Source organism: Pseudomonas sp. 22526 (genome assembly GCF_052044735.1).
Taxonomy (GTDB): domain Bacteria; phylum Pseudomonadota; class Gammaproteobacteria; order Pseudomonadales; family Pseudomonadaceae; genus Aquipseudomonas; species Aquipseudomonas piscium.
In genome coordinates, this window is sequence record NZ_JBQENK010000025.1 from 37960 (window position 1) to 58463 (window position 20504).

A 20504-nucleotide genomic window follows, 5' to 3' on the forward strand; every position below is an offset into this window, starting at 1 on the left:
TGCCAGACCGCATAGCCTGGATTGCGCGCGCTGCGCACTCGTTCGCAGCCTCGCTGCGCTCGGCAGCGGCTACAGGGCTGCGGGGTTACAGGGCGTATCTCCAGAGGCGAGATCGGGGCCAGCACTGATGAGGCCGTGACATGTATCACTATGACGAGTACGACCGGGCCCTGGTCTTTGAACGGGTGGCGCAGTTTCGCGATCAGGTCGAACGCTTCATGGCTGGCGAGCTGAGCGAAGAGGAGTTCCTGCCGCTGCGCCTGCAGAACGGCCTGTACATGCAGAAACACGCCTACATGCTGCGGGTGGCCATTCCCTACGGCACCCTCAGTGCGCGGCAGATGCGCACCCTGGCCAGCATCGCCCGCGACTACGATCGCGGCTACGGCCACTTCACCACCCGGCAGAACATGCAGTTCAACTGGATCGAGCTGGCCCAGGTGCCGGACATCCTCGAACGCCTGGCCGGGGTGGAGATGCATGCGATCCAGACCTCCGGCAACTGCGTGCGCAACATTACCACCGAAGCCTTCGCCGGGGTGGCCGCCGACGAGCTGATGGACCCGCGGCCCCTGGCGGAGATCCTGCGCCAGTGGTCGACCATCAACCCGGAATTCCTGTTCCTGCCGCGCAAGTTCAAGATCGCCATCTGCTCGGCCCGCCAGGACCGGGCGGCGATCATGATGCATGACATCGGCCTGTACCTGTACCGCGACTGGCGCGGGCAGATGCTGCTGCGGGTGATGGTCGGCGGCGGCCTGGGGCGCACGCCGATCCTCAGCCAGCAGATCCGCGACGGCCTGCCGTGGCAGCACCTGCTGTCCTATGTGGAGGCGGTGCTGCGGGTCTATAACCGCCACGGCCGGCGCGACAACAAGTACAAGGCGCGGATCAAGATCCTGGTCAAGGCCCTGGGTATCGAGGCCTTCGCCAAGGAAGTGGAGGAGGAGTGGCAGCACCTCAAGGACGGCCCGGCGCAGTTGACCGAGGCCGAATACCAGCGGGTCGCCAGTGCCTTTATCCCGCCGCTCTACGAACGCCAGCCGGCCACCGATCTCGACTACGGCAGCCGCCTGGCCGAGGATCCGGCCTTCGAACGCTGGGTGGCGCACAACGTCAAGCCGCACAAGGTGCCGGGCTACGCCAGCGTGGTGCTGTCGACCAAACCCGGCAGCGCCTCGCCGCCCGGCGACGTGACGGCGGCGCAGATGGAGGCGGTGGCCGACTGGTCCGAGGCCTTCGGCTTCGGCGAGATCCGTATCGCCCACGAGCAGAACATCGTCCTGCCGGACGTGCCCAAGTCCGCGCTCCATGAGCTGTGGCGGCTGGCGGGCGAGCAGGGCCTGGGCAGCGCCAACGTCGGCCTGCTGACCGACATCATCGCCTGTCCCGGCGGCGACTTCTGCGCCCTGGCCAACGCCAAGTCGATCCCCATCGCCCAGGCGATCCAGGCGCGCTTCGACAATCTGGATTACCTGCACGACCTGGGGGATATCAGCCTGAACATCTCCGGCTGCATGAACGCCTGCGGCCATCACCACATCGGCAATATCGGCATCCTCGGCGTCGATAAGAACGGCAGCGAGTGGTACCAGATCACCCTCGGCGGCGCCCAGGGCAAGCACAGCGCGCTGGGCAAGGTCATAGGCCCGTCGTTCAGCGCCGAGGAAGTGCCCGGGGTGATCGAACGCATCATCGCCACCTTCGTGCGTTACCGGGAAAGCGAGGAACTGTTCGTCGATACCGTGCAACGCATCGGCCTGGAGCCGTTCAAGGAACGGGTCTATCCGAAAGTGCTGGAGGCGCAGCCATGAGCCAGGAGTTACAACCATGAACAATCTGTTGCGCTTGCAGGATGGCCAGGCCGGGCGGGTCGAGGACGATCCCTGGAGCCTGGTGCGCGAGGTGGACGGCCCGTTGTCCCAGGGACCGCTGATTCTGCCGCTGGCCCGCTGGCTGATCCGCCGCATCGAGCACGAGCCGGCGCGGGACGGGGTCTGGCTCGGCCCGGACGACGAGGTGGAAAGCCTGCGGCCCTGGCTCAAGCTGATCCCGCTGATCGCCCTGGACTTCCCCAGCTTCCGTGATGGCCGGGCCTACAGCCAGGCCTACCTGCTGCGCACCCGGCTGGGCTGGATGGGCGAACTGCGGGCGGTGGGCGATGTGCTGCGCGACCAGCTCAGCCATATGCGCCAATGCGGTTTCGACAGCTTTGCCATCCGCGAAGACAAATGCGCCGACGACGCCCTCAAGGGGCTGGCGGGCATGAGCGTGCTCTACGGCCGTTCGGCGATCGAGCCGCGGCCGCTGTTCCGCCGGCGTTGAAGAGGGGCGCTGGCACAGGCCGGCGCTTCGAACGATGCTCATAGCCGCCCGGGAACAGGGCAGCGACCGCCATTGTTTGGCTGGCAGGGGCATTTGTCCTTGGGTCGATGATGGCGCTTTGGTAGAGTCCCACCTCTTATGAAGGAGCCAGGGATCGGCGTCCGGCGATCAGTCGCCGGCGTGCCTGGCATGGGCCATCCATGGAAGAGAGTCGCGGCTGTGAGCGTTGCTAAAAAGATACTCGGGTTGTTTTCGTTGTTGCTGATCCTGACCCTGTGGGTCGGCTATTTCTACGTGTACCAGGATGCCCGCAGCGGGCGCCTCGGCGATCCCCTCGACAGCTACGGCTGGTGCGGCCCCGCCACGGATTCGGCGCATTCCTTCAAGCGCGACTACCTGCTGCTCAGGGTCACCAACAGCACCCAGGGCGAGTTCAGGGTCTCGGGGGAGGTCAACGTTTCCGAGCGCACCTACAACCGCTACGAGCTGAGCCGCTATCCGCTGAAATTGCGCCTGGAGCCCTTGCAGTCCACCTACAGCATGCCGCCGCTGTTCTTTGAAGAGGTCAAGGTCAAGCCCTTGAACCGCAACTTCAGCTCGCCGCACAAGAATGCCTACGCGGACCTGGAAAGCCGGCCGATCCGGGTGATCGGCGAGTCCAGCCGGTTTCCCTTCGAGGTTTACCGTTACGGCTACAAGCCGGTGCTGTACATCCTCAAGGGCAACGAGCAGGTCGACCTGCCGTTCAAGCGCATCACCACGCAGATGAACCTGTCCAATACCTTCACCCCGACCCGGATGTACAACCCGGCGGACTACATCGCCGAGCAGAACAGCCAGGTCCAGCCCGGCGACTATCCGACCTATGGCGCCAGCGAGTGTGCCTTCAGCATCGAGCGCAAGGGCTCGTTCAAGATCATCGTGCTGCTGTTGTTGCTGGTGCTGTGCCTGCCGCTGTTGATGGTGCTGTACCGCGACGAGCCGACCATCGACTTTCTCGCCACGCTGCTGGGCGTGGCGGCGGTCCGGGTATTCCTGGTCGGGCCGCTGCAGGACTATCAGTTGTACGGCATCGACTTTGTGTTTGGCGCCGTGATCATCCTGGCCGGGACCTTTTCCCTGCTCAAGGCCATGCGCATCAACGCCCTGCGCGAGGCGGCGGCGCGGCGCGGAACGACCTGGTAACGGACGGGCTGGTAACGGGTCTGGGCGAGGTGCGGCTTTGACGCCGCACCTGCATCTGTCCGATTCGCTAAGAGTTCTCTGGCTTGCTTTGGCGATTAATCCGCTTTTACTGTGCTGATATGCCCGCTATTGGCTATACCTAAATTTCCTCAAACCAGTAGCGCTTCCGGATTTCTGACAGGAGTTACCCCATGAAGCTCGCATCAATGATGAGCACGCTGTGCCTGGCCTCCCTAGGGTTGGTGGGCTGCTCCAGCAACATCACCCAGCCCGACGAGTATTCCGGTTTTCTCGGCGACTACAGCCAGCTCAAGGAAGCCAAGTCGCCGTCGGGCGTCGAGGTGATGCGCTGGGTCGATCCCAAACTGGACCTGAAGCAGTACCGCAGCGTCTATATCGAACCCACCCAGTTCTATCCCAAGCCGCAGCCAACGGTGAAGATCCCGCAGAACACCCTGTACGGTATCAACCGCTATTACGACGAGGCGCTCAAGCGCGAGATCGGCAAGGACTTGCCGCTGGCCACCGGACCGGGGCCGGGCGTGATTGTGGTGCGCGCGGCGATCACGGCGGTGAGCAGCAAGACCGAAGGCCTGAAACCCTACGAAATCATTCCCATCGCCCTGGTGGCGGCGGCGGTGAGCACGGCCAGCGGGATCCGCGACCAGGAGACCACCCTGGGGACCGAGGCGCAGTTCATCGACGGCGGCAACAACAAGGTGATCGCCCAGGTGGTGCGCAAGGGCAGCGGCAAGCCGCTGCAGAACGAAACCCAGGTCATGCAGCCTTCGGACGTGAAAAACGTCATCGACGGCTGGGCCTCCGACCTGCATCAGTCCTTCAATAAGCTGAAAAAACAGTAGGGGTCGGGGTTTCTCCCGAGCTTTTTTTGCCAACTGCGTCGGGGTCAGGGCGGGTGCCTGACCCCTTCATCGAGCAGGTCCGGCAGCCAATGAAAAACACGGGTTTCGCTGGCGAGGCGAGGGCGCAAGGCCCACGGCAGGCATCGCCTGTGACAGGATTACGCCCTCCGCACACTGACTGCGTGCTCCAGGATCGAGCGGTGACGGAGCTTCAATGCTTGCTCAAGTCTTCATGTGGATTGTGATTATTTCCATGTATTTATAGTGGTTAATTTAATGTGATTTATTAAGAGTAAAAAATTCAATAAAAACATATAGATAAAATACAAATATGATGTTTTGCATCATGTTTGGTAGGTGTTCTCAAGGGATTTTTCCTGGCATGCCCGTGGTTGAACGCACGACTTTCATTGCCGGTCGCAGCCCGGCCCAGGTGCTGGATTTCTGTCTGGAAGGCGCCAACTTCCCGAAGATCTTTCCCGAGCGCATCACCCCCTTGCGGGGCGTGGACATCAATAACCTGCGGATCAGCGCCGGGCGCCAGTTCAGCTTTCGGCACTGGATGTGGGGTGTAATACCGGCGACATGGACGGTGGTTATACCTGAAGTCAGCGATTGCCATTTCGTCGACGAGATGCTCAAGGGACCGCTGCGCGCCTTCCGTCATGAACACCGGGTCGAGGCCTGCGACGGGGGTACCCTGTATACCGACCGGGTGACTTATCGGGCGCTGGGCGGCGCACCTTTGGAATGGCTGGTGGTCAATGCCTACATGGTGCGCATTTTCGAGGCCCGGCATCGCAACATGCGGCGCCTGCTGAGCTGATGGTCGTCCTGCGGCCTCGCTCCCTGTATCCAGTCAAGGGCGCAAAAGGGCGACAATTTGTATCCCGGGCATAGGTGGCCGGAGCGTTTCATGTTTAACTTCCGGCCTCTCGATTTTCTTTACAGCTGTTCAATGACAATCGTTTAAAAGGACTCCGTTCATGGCTCAAGTCACCCTTAAAGGCAACCCGGTTCAAGTCAACGGCCAACTGCCACAAGCCGGCTCCAAGGCGCCAGCGTTCTCCCTGGTGGGCGCCGGCCTGGCCGACATCACCCTGAGCAGCTTTGCCGGCAAGCGCAAAGTGCTGAACATCTTCCCAAGCGTCGACACCCCGACCTGCGCCACCTCCGTGCGCAAGTTCAACGCCCAGGCCAGCGGCCTGAACAACACCGTGGTGCTGTGCATCTCGGCTGACCTGCCGTTCGCCCAGGCCCGTTTCTGCGGCGCCGAAGGCCTGGAAAACGTGCAGAACCTGTCGACCCTGCGTGGTCGCGAGTTCATCGAGAACTACGGCGTGGCCATTGCCGACGGCCCGCTGGCCGGCCTGACTGCCCGCGCGGTGGTGGTGCTGGACGAGAACGACACCGTGCTGCACAGCGAGCTGGTCAAGGAAATCGCTGACGAACCGAACTACGACGCGGCCTTGGCCGTTCTGAAGTAACAGGTTTTACAATTATTCACGGCCTGGCCCTGTCCAGGCCGTTTTTATTTGTGCTTCAGTGGCTTAGCAGGCACTTGCAAACGTAAGCCCAAGGTAAATTGCCGGTAAAGGCGCTTTGCTAAACACCGGCCAGTGCTTATCTTTCAGCCTTCTGAAAAAGATCCCCTCGCGCCCAATGGTTGATCACTCCATGCAATCCTCCGTTTCCCGCAACTCCCGTCGCTGGCTGTTCGGCCTGCTTGTCCTGTTGGCTATCGTCGGCCTGTGCTGGAAGTTCTGGCCGGCCTCGACCACCCACAAGGATGCCGCCGGGCAAAAGGCCGCGGCCGGGCACACCGGGCGCAGCGGGGCGATGCGCCCGGGGTTCGGGGGCGCGACCGGGCCGATCCCGGTGCGGGTGGCGCCGGCCACGCGCGGGGACTTCCCGCTGTATTACAAGGCGCTGGGCACCGTTACCGCGCTGAACACCATCAATGTGCGCAGCCGGGTCGCCGGTGAACTGGTCAAGGTGAGCTTCGAGGAAGGGCAGATGGTCAAGGCCGGCGACCTGCTGGCGGAAATCGACCCGCGGCCTTACCAGAACGCCTTGCTCCAGGCCGAAGGCACGCTGTTGCAGAACCAGGCCCAGCTGAAGAACGCCCAGGTCGACTACGAGCGTTATCGCGGCCTGTACGCCCAGGACAGTATCGCCAAGCAGACCCTGGACACCGCCGCGGCGCTGGTCGGCCAGTACCAGGGCACGGTCAAGACCAACCAGGCGGCGGTCAACGACGCCAAGCTCAATCTCGAATTCACCAGGATCCGCGCGCCGATCACCGGTCGCGTGGGCCTGCGCCAGCTGGACGTCGGCAACCTGGTGGCGGCCAACGACACCACCGCGCTGGCGATCATCACCCAGACCCAGCCGATCAGCGTCGCCTTCACCCTGCCGGAGAACAACCTGAACAGGGTGCTGGAGCGTTATCGCAGCGGCGCCAAGCTGCCGGTGGAAGCCTGGGACCGTGGCGACCAGGAGCTGCAGGCCAGCGGCGTGCTGCAAAGCCTCGACAACCAGATCGACACCACCACCGGCACCCTGAAGTTCAAGGCGCGCTACGAGAACCGCGACCAGGCGCTGTTCCCCAACCAGTTCGTCAACGTGCGGGTGCTCGCCGATACCCTGAAAAACGTGGTGCTGGCGCCGTCGGCGGCGATCCAGTTCGGCACCAACGGCACCTTCGTCTACGCCCTGGACGGCGACAACAAGGTCAAGATCCGCGAGTTGCAGGTCGGTGACAGCAATGGCGACTCCACCGTGATCAAGACCGGCCTGGAAGCCGGCGACCGCGTGGTGCTGGAAGGCACCGACCGCCTGAAGGACGGCAGCGAAGTGGAGGTGGTCAACACCACCGAAGAGGTGCCGGCCACCCCGACCCAGCACCTGCAGGGCAAGCCGGCCAGTTCGGCGACCACCCCTGCCACGGCCCCGGCCGCTGACGCCCCGGCGAGCAAGGTCGGCGCATGAACCTGTCGCGGCTGTTCATCCTCCGTCCGGTAGCCACCACCCTGAGCATGCTGGCCATTGTCCTGGCCGGCCTGATTGCCTATCGCCTGTTGCCGGTCTCGGCCTTGCCCCAGGTCGATTACCCGACCATCCGGGTGATGACCCTGTACCCCGGCGCGAGCCCCGACGTGATGACCAGCGCGGTCACCGCGCCCCTGGAACGCCAGTTCGGGCAGATGCCCGGCCTGACCCAGATGGCCTCCACCAGCTCCGGCGGCGCCTCGGTGCTGACCCTGCGCTTCAACCTCGACATCAATATGGATGTCGCCGAGCAGCAGGTGCAGGCGGCGATCAACGCCGCGACCAACCTGCTGCCCACCGATCTGCCGGCGCCGCCGGTGTACAACAAGGTCAATCCGGCGGACACCCCGGTGCTGACCCTGGCCATCACCTCCAAGACCATGCTGCTGCCCAAGCTCAATGATCTGGTCGATACCCGCATGGCGCAGAAGATCGCGCAGATCAGCGGCGTCGGCATGGTCAGCATCGCCGGCGGCCAGCGCCAGGCGGTGCGGATCAAGGTCAACCCGGAGGCCCTGGCGGCCAACGGCCTCAACCTGTCGGACGTGCGCACCCTGATCGGCGCCTCCAACGTCAACCAGCCCAAGGGCAACTTCGACGGCCCGACCCGGGTGTCGATGCTCGACGCCAACGACCAGCTGACCTCGCCCAAGGATTACGCCGAGCTGATCCTGGCCTACAAGAATGGCGCGCCACTGCGTCTGAAAGATGTCGCGCAGATCGCCGGCGGCGCCGAGAACGAACGCCTGGCGGCCTGGGCCAATGAAAACCAGGCGGTGCTGCTGAATATCCAGCGCCAGCCCGGGGCCAACGTGATCGAGGTGGTGGACCGGATCAAGGCGCTGCTGCCGAGCATCACCGACAACCTGCCGGCCGGCCTCGACGTCACCGTGCTCACCGACCGCACCCAGACCATCCGCGCCTCGGTCACCGATGTGCAGCACGAACTGCTGATCGCCATTGCCCTGGTGGTGATGGTGACTTTCCTGTTCCTGCGCCGGGCCAGCGCCACGGTGATCCCGTCGATCGCCGTGCCGCTGTCGCTGATCGGTACCTTTGGCGTGATGTACCTGGCGGGCTTCTCGGTCAACAACCTGACCCTGATGGCCCTGACCATCGCCACCGGCTTTGTGGTCGACGACGCCATCGTCATGCTGGAGAACATCTCGCGCTTCATCGAGGAGGGCGACAGCCCGATGCAGGCCGCGCTCAAGGGCGCCAAGCAGATCGGCTTCACCCTGGTGTCGCTGACCCTGTCGCTGATCGCCGTGCTGATCCCGCTGCTGTTCATGGCCGACGTGGTCGGGCGGCTGTTCCGCGAGTTCGCCATCACCCTGGCGGTGGCTATCCTGATTTCCCTGGTGGTGTCCCTGACCCTGACGCCGATGATGTGCGCGCGCCTGCTCAAGCGTGAGCCCAAGGAAGAACAACAGGGCCGCTTCTACCGCGCCAGCGGTGCCTGGATCGACTGGCTGATCGCCAGCTACGGCCGCTGGTTGCAGTGGGTACTCAAGCACCAGCCGCTGACCCTGCTGGTGGCCGTCGGCACCCTGGCGCTGACCGTGTTCCTTTATATGGTGGTGCCCAAGGGCTTCTTCCCGGTACAGGACACCGGGGTGATCCAGGGCATTTCCGAGGCGCCGCAGTCGGTGTCCTTCGCCGCCATGAGCCAGCGCCAGCAGGACCTGGCGAAAATCATCCTGGCCGACCCGGCGGTGGAAAGCCTGTCGTCCTATATCGGCGTCGACGGCGACAACGCCACCCTCAACAGCGGCCGGCTGCTGATCAACCTCAAGCCGCACCGCGAACGCGACCTCAGCGCCGCCGAAGTGATTGCGCGGATCCAGCCCCAGGTCGACCAGTTGGTGGGCATCCGCCTGTTCATGCAGCCGGTGCAGGACCTGACCATCGAGGACCGGGTCAGCCGCACCCAGTACCAGTTCAGCCTGTCGTCGCCGGATGCCGACCTGCTGGCCCTGTGGAGCGGGCGCCTGGTGGATGCCCTGGCCCATCGGCCGGAGCTGACCGACGTTGCCAGCGACCTGCAGGACAAGGGGTTGCAGGTGTACCTGGTGATCGACCGCGACGCTGCGTCGCGCATCGGCGTCTCGGTGTCGAACATCACCGACGCGCTGTACGACGCCTTCGGCCAGCGGCAGATTTCCACCATCTACACCCAGGCCAGCCAGTACCGCGTGGTGTTGCAGGCCCAGGCCGGGGAAACCATCGGCCCGCAGGCGTTGGAGCAGATCCATGTGAAGACCACCGACGGCGGCCAGGTGCGGCTGTCGAGCCTGGCCCGGGTCGAGGAGCGCCAGGCGCAACTGGCCATCGCCCATATCGGCCAGTTCCCGGCGGTGATGATGTCGTTCAACCTGGCGCCCGGCGTGGCCCTGGGCGAGGCGGTGAACGTCATCGAGCAGGTGCAGCGGGACATCGGCATGCCGGTGGGCGTGCAGACCCAGTTCCAGGGCGCGGCCCAGGCGTTCCAGGCCTCGCTGTCGAGCACCTTGCTGCTGATCCTGGCGGCGGTGGTGACCATGTACATCGTGCTGGGGGTGCTCTACGAGAGCTACATCCACCCGATCACCATCCTCTCCACGCTGCCGTCGGCGGCGGTGGGCGCCTTGCTGGCGCTGATCCTCAGCGGCAACGACCTGGGCATGATCGCGATCATCGGCATCATCCTGCTGATCGGCATCGTCAAGAAGAACGCGATCATGATGATCGACTTCGCCCTCGACGCCGAACGCAACCAGGGCATGGCCCCGGAGCAGGCGATCTACCAGGCGGCGCTCCTGCGTTTCCGGCCGATCCTGATGACCACCCTGGCCGCGCTGTTCGGCGCCGTGCCGCTGATGCTGGCCACCGGCTCCGGCGCCGAACTGCGCCAGCCCCTGGGCCTGGTGATGGTCGGCGGCCTGTTGCTGAGCCAGGTCCTGACCCTGTTCACCACCCCGGTGATCTACCTGTACTTCGACCGTCTGGGCCGGCGCTGGCGTTCGGCGCCTGAGCCCGCGGAGCCGGTAGAGCAGCCATGAACCTGTCCGGACCCTTTATCCGCCGGCCGGTGGCCACCATGCTGCTGAGCCTGGCGATCATGCTGCTGGGCGGCGTCAGTTTCGGCCTGCTGCCGGTGTCGCCGCTGCCGCAGATGGACTTCCCGGTGATCGTGGTCCAGGCCAGCCTGCCGGGGGCCAGCCCCGAGGTGATGGCGTCCACCGTGGCCACGCCCCTGGAGCGCTCCTTCGGTGCGATCGCCGGGGTCAACACCATGAGCAGCCGCTCCAGTCAGGGCTCGACCCGGGTCATCCTGCAGTTCGACCTGGACCGCGATATCAACGGCGCGGCGCGGGAAGTGCAGGCGGCGATCAACGCCTCGCGCAACCTGCTGCCCAGTGGCATGCGCAGCATGCCCACCTACAAGAAGGTCAACCCGTCCCAGGCGCCGATCATGGTGCTGTCGCTGACCTCTGATGTACTGGAGAAGGGCCAGCTCTACGACCTGGCCTCGACCATCCTGTCCCAGAGCCTGTCCCAGGTGTCCGGTGTCGGCGAGGTGCAGATCGGCGGCAGTTCGCTGCCGGCGGTGCGCATCGAACTCGAACCGCAGTTGCTCAACCAGTACGGCGTGGCCCTCGACGATGTGCGCAAGACCATCGCCGAAGCCAACGTGCGCCGGCCCAAGGGCTCGGTGGAGAACAGCGAGCAGATGTGGCAGGTGCAGGCCAACGACCAGCTGGAGAAGGCCAAGGACTACGAGCCGCTGATCATCCACTACAAGGACGGCGCGGCCCTGCGCCTGAAAGACGTGGCCAAGGTCAGCGACGGCGTCGAGGACCGCTACAACAGCGGCTTCTTCAACGACGACGCGGCGGTGCTGCTGGTGATCAACCGCCAGGCCGGGGCCAACATCATCGAGACGGTCAACGAGATCAAGGCGCAGCTGCCGGCGTTGCAGGCGGTGCTGCCGGCCAGCGTCAAGCTCAACCTGGCCATGGACCGCTCGCCGGTGATCAAGGCCACCCTGCACGAAGCCGAGATGACCCTGCTGATCGCCGTGGCCCTGGTGATACTGGTGGTCTACCTGTTCCTCGGCAATCTGCGCGCCTCGCTGATCCCGACCCTGGCGGTGCCGGTGTCGCTGGTGGGCACCTTCGCGGTGATGTACCTGTACGGTTTTTCCCTGAACAACCTGTCGCTGATGGCGCTGATTCTCGCCACCGGGCTGGTGGTGGACGACGCTATCGTGGTGCTGGAGAACATTTCCCGGCACATCGACGACGGCATAGCGCCAATGAAGGCGGCTTACCTGGGGGCCAAGGAAGTCGGTTTCACCCTGTTGTCGATGAACGTCTCGCTGGTGGCGGTGTTCCTGTCGATCCTGTTCATGGGCGGGATCATCGAAAGCCTGTTCCGCGAATTTTCCATCACCCTGGCGGCGGCCATCGTCGTGTCCCTGGTGGTGTCCCTGACCCTGACCCCGATGCTCTGCGCCCGCTGGCTCAAGCCCCATGTGCCGGGCCAGGAGAACGGCCTGCAGCGCTGGAGCCAGCGCACCAACGACTGGATGGTGGCGAAGTACGCCAGCAGCCTGGATTGGGTGCTGCGCCACAAACGCCTGACCCTGCTCAGCCTGTTCCTGACCATCGGCGTCAACATCGCGCTGTACGTGGTGGTGCCCAAGACCTTCATGCCGCAGCAGGACACCGGCCAGTTGATCGGTTTCGTACGCGGCGACGACGGCCTGTCGTTCACCGTGATGCAGCCGAAGATGGAGATCTTCCGCCGCGAGGTGCTCAAGGATCCGGCGGTGGAGAGCGTGGCCGGCTTCATCGGCGGCAGCAACGGCACCAACAACGCCTTCATGCTGGTGCGCCTCAAGCCGATCAAGGAACGCAACCTGTCCGCGCAGAAGGTCATCGAGCGCCTGCGCAAGGAAATGCCCAAGGTGCCCGGCGCCCAGCTGATGCTGATGGCCGACCAGGACCTGCAGTTCGGCGGCGGCCGCGAGCAGACCACCTCGCAGTATTCCTACATCATCCAGAGCGGCGACCTGGGGGCGTTGCGCGAGTGGTACCCGAAAGTGGTCACCGCGTTGCGCGCCTTGCCGGAACTGACCGCCATCGACGCCCGCGAAGGGCGGGGCGCGCAGCAGGTGACCCTGGTGGTCGACCGCGACCAGGCCAAGCGCCTGGGGATCGACATGAACATGGTCACCGCGGTGCTCAACAACGCCTACAGCCAGCGGCAGATTTCCACCATCTACGACAGCCTCAACCAGTATCAGGTGGTGATGGAGGTCAACCCGAAATACGCCCAGGACCCGGTCACCCTCAACCAGGTGCAGGTGATCACCGCCGATGGCGCGCGGGTGCCGCTGTCGACCATCGCCCATTACGAAAACAGCCTGGAAGACGACCGGGTCAGCCACGAAGGCCAGTTCGCCTCGGAAAGCATTTCCTTCGACATGGCCGAAGGGGTGACGGTGGAGCAGGGCACCGCGGCCATCGAACGGGCGATCGCCAAGGTCGGCATGCCGGAAGACGTGATCGTCAAGATGGCCGGCACCGCCGACGCCTTCGCCGCGACCCAGAAGAGCCAGCCGTTCATGATCCTTGGCGCCTTGCTGGCGGTGTACCTGGTGCTGGGCGTGCTCTATGAAAGCTACATTCACCCGCTGACCATTCTCTCCACGCTGCCGTCGGCCGGGGTCGGCGCCCTGCTGTCGATCTATGTGCTGGGCAGCCAGTTCAGCCTGATCTCGCTGCTGGGGCTGTTCCTGCTGATCGGCGTGGTGAAGAAAAACGCCATCCTGATGATCGACCTGGCGTTGCAGCTGGAACGCCACCAGGGCATGAGCCCGCTGGACTCGATCCGCAGCGCCTGCCTGCTGCGCCTGCGGCCGATCCTGATGACCACCCTGGCGGCGATCCTCGGCGCCTTGCCGTTGCTGCTGAGCAGCGCCGAAGGCGCGGAAATGCGCCAGCCCCTGGGCCTGACCATCATTGGCGGCCTGGTCTTCAGCCAGATCCTGACCCTCTACACCACCCCGGTGGTCTACCTCTATCTCGATCGCCTGCGCCATAAGTTCAACCACTGGCGTGGGGTTCGTACCGATGCCGCTCTGGAAACGCCGCTATGACTGACTGTTCGCCACGCAACCTTCCTCAGCGCCTGGCCCTGGCCCGCGGTTCGCGGCTGTTGAGCCTGAGCTTGAGCCTGGCGCTGCTCAGCGCCTGCGCCATCGGCCCGGACTATCAGCGCCCGACCGTCGCCGAGCCTGCGCAATACAAGGAGGCGGCGGGCTGGCGCCAGGCCAGCCCCAGCGATGCCCTGGCCCGCGGTGCCTGGTGGGAGCTGTACGGCGACCAGCAGCTCAACGGCCTGATCGACAAGCTCAACAGCGCCAACCAGACCGTGGCGCAGTCCGAGGCCCAGTACCGCCAGGCCCAGGCCCTGGTGCGCAGCGCCCGTGGTTCGCTGTTCCCCACGGTGGACCTGAGCGCCGGGAAAACCCGCGCCAGCCAGGGCACCGGCAGCAGCAGTTCGGCCCTGAGCAGCTCTTCCAGCGGCATTCGCGACACCTACAACACCCAGCTCGGGGTGAGCTGGGAGGCCGATGTCTGGGGCAAGCTGCGCCGCGGCCTGGAAGCCAACGAAGCCAGCGCCGAAGCCAGCTTCGCCGACCTTGCGGCAATGCGCCTGAGCCAGCAGTCGGAGCTGGTGCAGAACTACCTGCAACTGCGGGTCATGGACCAGCAGAAGCGCCTGCTCGAAGCCACGGTGGCGGCCTACCAGCGTTCGCTGACCATGACCGAGAACCAGTACCGCGCCGGGGTTTCCGGCAAGGACGCGGTGGCCCAGGCGCAAACCCAGCTGAAAACCACCCAGGCCGACCTGATCGACCTGATCTGGCAGCGCGCCCAGCTGGAAAACGCCATCGCGGTGCTGATCGGCCTGCCGCCTGCCGAGTTCAGCCTGGCCGAGACCCAGGACATCCCGGCCTTGCCCCAGGTGCCCTTGAGCCTGCCGTCGCAGCTGCTGGAACGGCGCCCGGACATCGCCTCGGCCGAACGTTCGGTGATCGCCGCCAACGCCAATATCGGCGTGGCCAAGGCCGCCTATTACCCGGACCTGACCCTGAGCATGGCCGGCGGCTATAGCAGCAGTACCTACGCCGACTGGATCAGCCTGCCGAACCGCTTCTGGTCGGTGGGGCCGAAACTGGCCATGACCCTGTTCGACGGCGGCCAGCGTTCGGCGGAAGTCGACCGCACCGAGGCGGCCTACGACCAGACCGTGGCCAAGTACCGCCAGACCGTGCTCGACGGCTTCCGCGAGGTGGAGAACTACCTGGTGCAGCTCAAGGTCCTGGAAGACGAGGCGGCGGTGCGCCAGCAGGCCCTGGACGCGGCGCGCGAGTCCCTGCGCCTGACCGAGAACCAGTACAAGGCCGGGGTGATCGCCTACCTGGACGTGGTGGTGGTGCAGGCCACGGCGTTGAGCAACGAACGCAGCGTGCTGAGCCTGCTGCAAAGCCGGCTGGTCACCAGCGTGCAACTGATCGCCGCCCTAGGCGGCGGCTGGGACGGCCAGCTGCAGGCCAGTGACAAGTAACGGGCGTGACCTGCCTGGGTAAGCGCGTTGGCAGGTTTTACGACCGCTACGCGGCCGCACGCAGGCTGCGCCAGCGGCTACATGGATAGCGGCGCATCCGACCTTGTAGCCGCTGCCGAGCCTGCGAGGCTGCGAACGGTATGGGCGGCACTCCGACGTAGCGACCCTAAGCCCTGAGCCCGCCGCCTGCCTGGATAAATGCGTTGCCTGGTTTTACGACCGCTACGCGGTCGCGCGCAGGCTGCGCCAGCGGCTACATCGATAGCGGTGTGCCTGGCGTTGTCAGGAGCCGAGTCGTTGTAACCGATTTGTTTTATCAGCCGGGTACTTTCGTCCGACTGATGGCTTTTTGCTTACATTGTGAGTGTGTTTCTGCACGCAATCGGTACAATTGCGACTTTTTACCGCCGGGCATGGAAGCTTCCGGCTAACGCCACGAGACGTCCATGCTCATCGGTACCTACTCTCCCGCACTGGTTCTGATTTCCCTGTTTGTGGCGATTCTCGCCTCTTACACCGCGCTCGACCTGACCGGTCGCATCGCCACCACTAGTGGTCGAGCGGCACTGTTGTGGATGGCCGGCGGAGCCCTGGCTATGGGCATCGGGGTGTGGTCGATGCACTTTATCGGCATGCTCGCCTTCAGCCTGCCCATCGACCTGGGCTACGACACGGGCATCACCGCGCTGTCACTGCTGATTTCCGTGCTGTCCTGCGGTTTCGCCCTGTGGCTGGTGAGCCAGCAGAGCCTGCCGCTCTGGCAGTTGGCTTTCGGCGCGCTGGTCATGGGCGCCGGGATCAGCGCCATGCATTACACCGGCATGGCGGCGATGCGCATGCAGCCGGGCATCGACTACGACCCGAGCCTGTTCGGCGCCTCGCTGCTGATTGCCGTCGGCGCCTCGGCCGCGGCGCTGTGGATCGCCTTCCGCCTGCGCCGCAACACCCCTTATGTACGCCTGGCCCGTTGCGGCGCCGCGGTGGTGATGGGCATCGCCATTGTCGGCATGCACTACACCGGCATGGCCGCGGCGCGTTTCCCCGACGGCAGTTTCTGTGGCGCGGCGGTGGACGGCCTGAGCGGCAAGGGCCTGGATAACCTGGTGCTGATCACCACCCTGGCGGTGCTGGTCATTGCCTTGCTGACCTCGGTACTCGACGCCCGCCTGGAAGCCCGCACCGCGGTGCTGGCCGAGTCCCTGACCCTGGCCAACCGCGAGCTGACCCAGCTGGCGCTGCACGACACCCTGACCGGCCTGCCGAACCGCACGCTGCTGGCCGACCGTATCGATCAGGCGATGCAGCGGGTGACGGAGCAGGGCGGCTGTTTTGCGCTGATGTTCATCGACCTGGACGGCTTCAAGCCGGTCAACGACGCCTTCGGCCATCACATGGGCGACCAGTTGCTGCGCGAGGTGGCCGTGCGCCTGCGCGAAGACCTGCGCAGCCAGGACACCCTGGCGCGGATCGGCGGCGACGAGTTCGTGCTGCTGGTGCAACTGAATGAGGCGGACGATGCCTTGCGCCTGGCCGCACGCCAGGTGGGCCTGATCGGCCAGGCGTTCCGGGTGGCCGAACACGAGTTGCAGATCTCCGCCAGCGTCGGCATCGCGGTGTATCCGGGCAACGGCCTGACGCCTCAGGAGCTGCTGATGAATGCCGATGCGGCGATGTACCACGCCAAGGGCACCGGCAAGAACGGCTACAGCTTCTTCGACGCCTCGATGAACAGCGACGCGCGCCGCCAGCTGCAACTGCTGCAGGACCTGCGCCATGCCGTCGAGCACGGCGAGTTCAGGCTGTATTACCAGCCCAAGTTCGACGCCGCCAACGGCTCGCCGGTGGGCGCCGAAGCCTTGCTGCGCTGGGAACACCCGCAACTGGGCTTGCTGCTGCCGGACAAGTTCATCGACCTGGCGGAAAAGACCGGGCTGATCATCCCCATCGGCGAATGGGTGCTCAACGAGGCCTGCCGGCAGATGCGCGAGTGGTACAGCCAAGGCTATGAAAGCTGGCGGATCGCGGTGAACATCTCGGCGCTGCAGTTCTGCCATGCCGGGCTGGTCGACAGCGTGGCCAGGGCGCTGAGCCTGCACCGCTTGCCGGCCAACAGCCTGACCCTGGAGATCACCGAGACCACGGCCATGAGCGATGCCGATGCCAGCATGACGGTGCTCAAGCAACTGGCGGACATGGGCGTGGACCTGTCCATCGACGACTTCGGCACCGGTTATTCGAGCCTGATGTACCTCAAGCGCCTGCCGGCCAACGAATTGAAGATCGACCGCGGTTTCGTCCGCGACCTGGAGCACGACAGCGACGACGCGGCAATCGTCTCGGCCATCGTCGCCCTGGGCCAGGCCCTGGGCCTGCGCATCGTCGCCGAGGGCGTGGAAACCGACGTGCAGCAGAACTTCCTGACCCAGCTGGGCTGCGATTCGCTGCAAGGCTATTTCCTCGGCCACCCGCTGCCGGCCGCACGCTTCATGCAGAACATCCATCAGGCCGAACGCCTGACCCTCTGAGCGTCTCGAAAGCCTGCCTGCTTCGCAGGTTCGCAGCCTTCGGCAGCGGCTACAGGTGTGCGTCTGCAGGAGCGGCCGGTCGACGCTCGATTGCCCGCGATGGCGATGGACCGGACAGCGCCGACCTACAAGGACTTGCTGGCATAAGAACGTCACGGCCGTGCCGGCCGATCGCAGCCTTCGGCAGCGGCTACATCGATAGCGTTGTAGCCGACTCCTGTAGCCGCTGCCGAGCCTGCGAGGCTGCGCCCGGTCTGGGCGGCATTCCGACGCAGCGACCGCAAGCGATCTGCCTGGATAGACACGCCGACCGGTGATCAGCCACGGAACGGATGAAGGCCCCGAGAAGGTTTGCAACGCTGGCCCCAGGGTGTTTAATTGGCGGCGTTCAAAGATCAGCGAGGGAGTTGGCAGCATGGACAAAGTCATCCTCATCACCGGTGGCGGTCGCGGTATTGGCGCGGCCACCGCGCTGCTGGCCGCGCAACAGGGCTATCGCATCTGCATCAACTACCAGGCCGACGAACAGGCGGCCTTCCAGGTACTGGAACAGGTGCGCGGCCTGGGCGCCCAGGCGATTGCCGTGCGGGCCGATGTCAGCATCGAGGACGAAGTGATCGGCCTGTACCACCGGGTCGACAGCGAACTGGGGCGGGTTACCGCGCTGGTGAACAACGCCGGGACCGTCGGGCAGAAGTCGCGGCTCGACGAAATGTCCGAATTCCGCATTCTGAAGATCATGAAGACCAATGTGCTCGGGCCGATCCTCTGCGCCAAGCACGCGGTGCTGCGCATGTCGCCAAGGCATGGCGGGCAGGGCGGCAGCATCGTCAACGTGTCCTCGGTCGCCGCCCGCCTGGGCTCGCCCGGCGAGTACATCGACTACGCGGCCTCCAAAGGGGCGCTGGACACCTTCACCATCGGCCTGTCCAAGGAAGTCGCCGGCGAAGGCATCCGCGTCAACGGGGTGCGCCCGGGCTATATCTACACCGACTTCCACGCCCTGAGCGGCGACGCCGACCGCGTCAGCAAGCTGGAGTCCGCCATCCCCATGGGCCGCGGCGGGCGCCCGGACGAAGTGGCGGAGGCGATCATCTGGCTGCTGTCGGACAAGGCCTCGTATTCCACCGGGACCTTTATCGACCTGGGCGGCGGCCGCTGAGAATTCCGCGCATGTAGCCGCTGCCGAGCGCAGCGAGGCTGCGAACGGTCGCGAAGCGGCCGTAAACCCTGAGTCCGCGATCTGTCTGGATAAACGCGCCAGCCGCCTTTGCGACTGCTACGCAGTCGATCGCAGCCTCGCAGGCTCGGCAGCGGCTACAGGTTCCACTCCGGCTTCAAAATGACCGCACGATCCGGCCCAGGGTCTCCATGGCCTTTTCCGCCGCTTCGTTCCACGGGCTGCCGTAGTTGAGGCGGATGCAGTTTCGAAAGCGCTGGGTCGGCGAGAAGATCGGTCCCGGGGCGATGCTGATGCCCTGGGCCAGGGCCATCTGGAACAGCTTCAACGAATCCATCTGCGCCGGCAGTTCCAGCCACAGGAAGTAGCCACCGGCCGGCTGGCTGACCCGGGTCTGCGCCGGGAAATAGCGGGCGATGGCGGCGAGCATGGCGCTCTGCTGTTCTTCCAGGGCGTAGCGCAGCTTGCGCAGGTGGCGGTCGTAGCCGCCGTGTTGCAGGTAATCGGCGATGGCCGCCTGGGCCGGCATCGAGGCACACAGCGAGGTCATCAGTTTCAGCCGTTCGATCTTCTGCGCGTAACGCCCGGCGGCGACCCAGCCGATGCGATAACCCGGCGCCAGGCTCTTGGCGAACGAACCGCAATGCATCACCAGGCCCTCGGTGTCGAAGGCCTTGGCCGGTTTCGGCGCCTGTTGGCCGTAATACAGCTCGGCGTAGACGTCGTCCTCGATCAGCGGCACCTGATGGCTGCGCAGCAACTCCACCAGTTCCTGCTTCTTCGCCTCGGGCATGGTCGCGCCCATGGGGTTCTGGAAGCTGGTCATGCACCAGCAGGCCTTGATCGGATGGCGTTCCAGGGTCTGCGCCAGCACCCCCAGATCAATGCCGTCCCGCGGGTGCACGGGGATTTCCACCGCCTTGAGTTTCAGGCGCTCCAGCACTTGCAGGCTGGCGTAGAAGGCCGGGGCCTCGATGGCCACCAGGTCACCGGGTTCGGTCACCGCCTGCAGGCACAGGTTCAGGGCTTCCAGGGCGCCGTTGGTGATCAGCAGTTCTTCCATGGGCAGCATCAGCCCGCCGACCATGTAGCGCAGGGCGATCTGCCGGCGCAATTGCGGGTTGCCCGGCGACATGTCGGTGACCACCACGCGCGGGTCCATCTCGCGGCTGGCGCTGGCCAGGGAGCGCGACAGGCGCTGCAGCGGGAACAGGGTCGGGCTGGGAAAGGCCGAGCCGAACGGCACGGTGGTCGGGTCCTTGATCGAGTCCAGCACCGAGAACACCAGCTCGCTGACATCGACTTCGGTGGACTCGTTGACCTGGCTGCTGATCACCGGCTCCGAGAACGGGCTGGGCGCATGGGTGTTGACGAAGTAGCCGGAGCGCGGCCGGGCGCGGATCAGGCCGCGCCGCTCCAGCAGGTAATAGGCCTGGAACACCGTGGACGGGCTGACCCCATAGGTCTGGCTGGCATAACGTACCGAAGGTACGCGCTGGCCGGGGCCGAGCACCCCGGAGCGGATCAGTTCTGCGATGTCGTCGGCGAATTTTTCGTAGCGTTTCATGGGGCGGCTCGGGATAGGCGGTAATGGGGCCTGTGCTGGCGCCCCTGTGTAGGAGCGAGGCTTGCCCGCGATTTGGGCGACGCGCTCCATCAGACAGAACGCGGATACAGGTTTCGCGGCCGCTTTGCGGCCCATCGCGGGCAAGCCTCGCTCCCACGGGGGAGGCGAGGCGGCGCCCAGTCTAAGGG

13 protein-coding genes are annotated in these 20504 nt (G+C 65.0%); 12 read left to right on the top strand and 1 reads right to left on the bottom strand.

Annotated features, from left to right (window positions below; translation table 11 throughout):
• The first annotated feature begins 140 nt into the window (after positions 1–140).
• From ACTJKT_RS27935 to ACTJKT_RS27990, 12 genes are all read left to right on the top strand, one after another.
• Positions 141–1814, top strand: coding sequence for a nitrite/sulfite reductase (locus ACTJKT_RS27935; protein ID WP_025809118.1), 1674 nt, complete (start codon positions 141–143; stop codon positions 1812–1814).
• Positions 1815–1830: 16 nt separating this feature from the next.
• A complete protein-coding gene (locus tag ACTJKT_RS27940) occupies positions 1831–2325 on the top strand; it encodes a DUF934 domain-containing protein (RefSeq protein ID WP_440789511.1) in 495 nt (164 codons plus the stop codon).
• A 219-nt stretch (positions 2326–2544) separates the two neighbouring features.
• Positions 2545–3510 carry a hypothetical protein gene (locus ACTJKT_RS27945; RefSeq protein WP_440789513.1) on the top strand — a complete coding sequence of 322 codons (966 nt, stop codon included), beginning with the start codon at positions 2545–2547 and terminating at the stop codon, positions 3508–3510.
• Between the two features lie 191 nt (positions 3511–3701).
• Positions 3702–4373: a DUF3313 domain-containing protein gene (locus tag ACTJKT_RS27950; protein WP_440789515.1), complete on the top strand. Its 672-nt coding sequence runs from the start codon at positions 3702–3704 to the stop codon at positions 4371–4373.
• 382 nt (positions 4374–4755) lie between these two features.
• Positions 4756–5199 (top strand): SRPBCC family protein, encoded by a 444-nt coding sequence (locus tag ACTJKT_RS27955; protein WP_440789516.1) that lies wholly within the window; start codon positions 4756–4758, stop codon positions 5197–5199.
• A gap of 160 nt (positions 5200–5359) precedes the next feature.
• Positions 5360–5860: a thiol peroxidase gene (tpx, locus tag ACTJKT_RS27960; protein ID WP_440789518.1), complete on the top strand. Its 501-nt coding sequence runs from the start codon at positions 5360–5362 to the stop codon at positions 5858–5860.
• 175 nt (positions 5861–6035) lie between these two features.
• A complete protein-coding gene (locus tag ACTJKT_RS27965; RefSeq protein WP_440789520.1) occupies positions 6036–7364 on the top strand; it encodes an MdtA/MuxA family multidrug efflux RND transporter periplasmic adaptor subunit in 1329 nt (442 codons plus the stop codon).
• Complete coding sequence (locus ACTJKT_RS27970) at positions 7361–10465, top strand: MdtB/MuxB family multidrug efflux RND transporter permease subunit (RefSeq protein ID WP_440789522.1); 3105 nt, start codon at positions 7361–7363, stop codon at positions 10463–10465. Before ACTJKT_RS27965 ends, ACTJKT_RS27970 begins: the two co-directional genes overlap by 4 nt.
• Entirely contained in the window at positions 10462–13569 is a 3108-nt protein-coding gene (locus ACTJKT_RS27975; RefSeq protein ID WP_440789524.1) for an efflux RND transporter permease subunit, read from the top strand. Before ACTJKT_RS27970 ends, ACTJKT_RS27975 begins: the two co-directional genes overlap by 4 nt.
• Positions 13566–15044 (top strand): efflux transporter outer membrane subunit, encoded by a 1479-nt coding sequence (locus tag ACTJKT_RS27980; RefSeq protein ID WP_440789526.1) that lies wholly within the window; start codon positions 13566–13568, stop codon positions 15042–15044. The genes ACTJKT_RS27975 and ACTJKT_RS27980 overlap by 4 nt, the downstream gene beginning before the upstream one ends.
• Before the next feature lie 446 nt (positions 15045–15490).
• Complete coding sequence (locus tag ACTJKT_RS27985; RefSeq protein WP_440789528.1) at positions 15491–17569, top strand: putative bifunctional diguanylate cyclase/phosphodiesterase; 2079 nt, start codon at positions 15491–15493, stop codon at positions 17567–17569.
• A gap of 415 nt (positions 17570–17984) precedes the next feature.
• Complete coding sequence (locus tag ACTJKT_RS27990; RefSeq protein WP_025809107.1) at positions 17985–18731, top strand: SDR family oxidoreductase; 747 nt, start codon at positions 17985–17987, stop codon at positions 18729–18731.
• A gap of 175 nt (positions 18732–18906) precedes the next feature.
• Here the strand turns inward: ACTJKT_RS27990 and mapR are convergent, their stop codons facing one another.
• Positions 18907–20316 carry a GntR family transcriptional regulator MpaR gene (mapR, locus tag ACTJKT_RS27995; RefSeq protein WP_009048808.1) on the bottom strand — a complete coding sequence of 470 codons (1410 nt, stop codon included), beginning with the start codon at positions 20314–20316 and terminating at the stop codon, positions 18907–18909.
• Positions 20317–20504 lie beyond the last annotated feature (188 nt).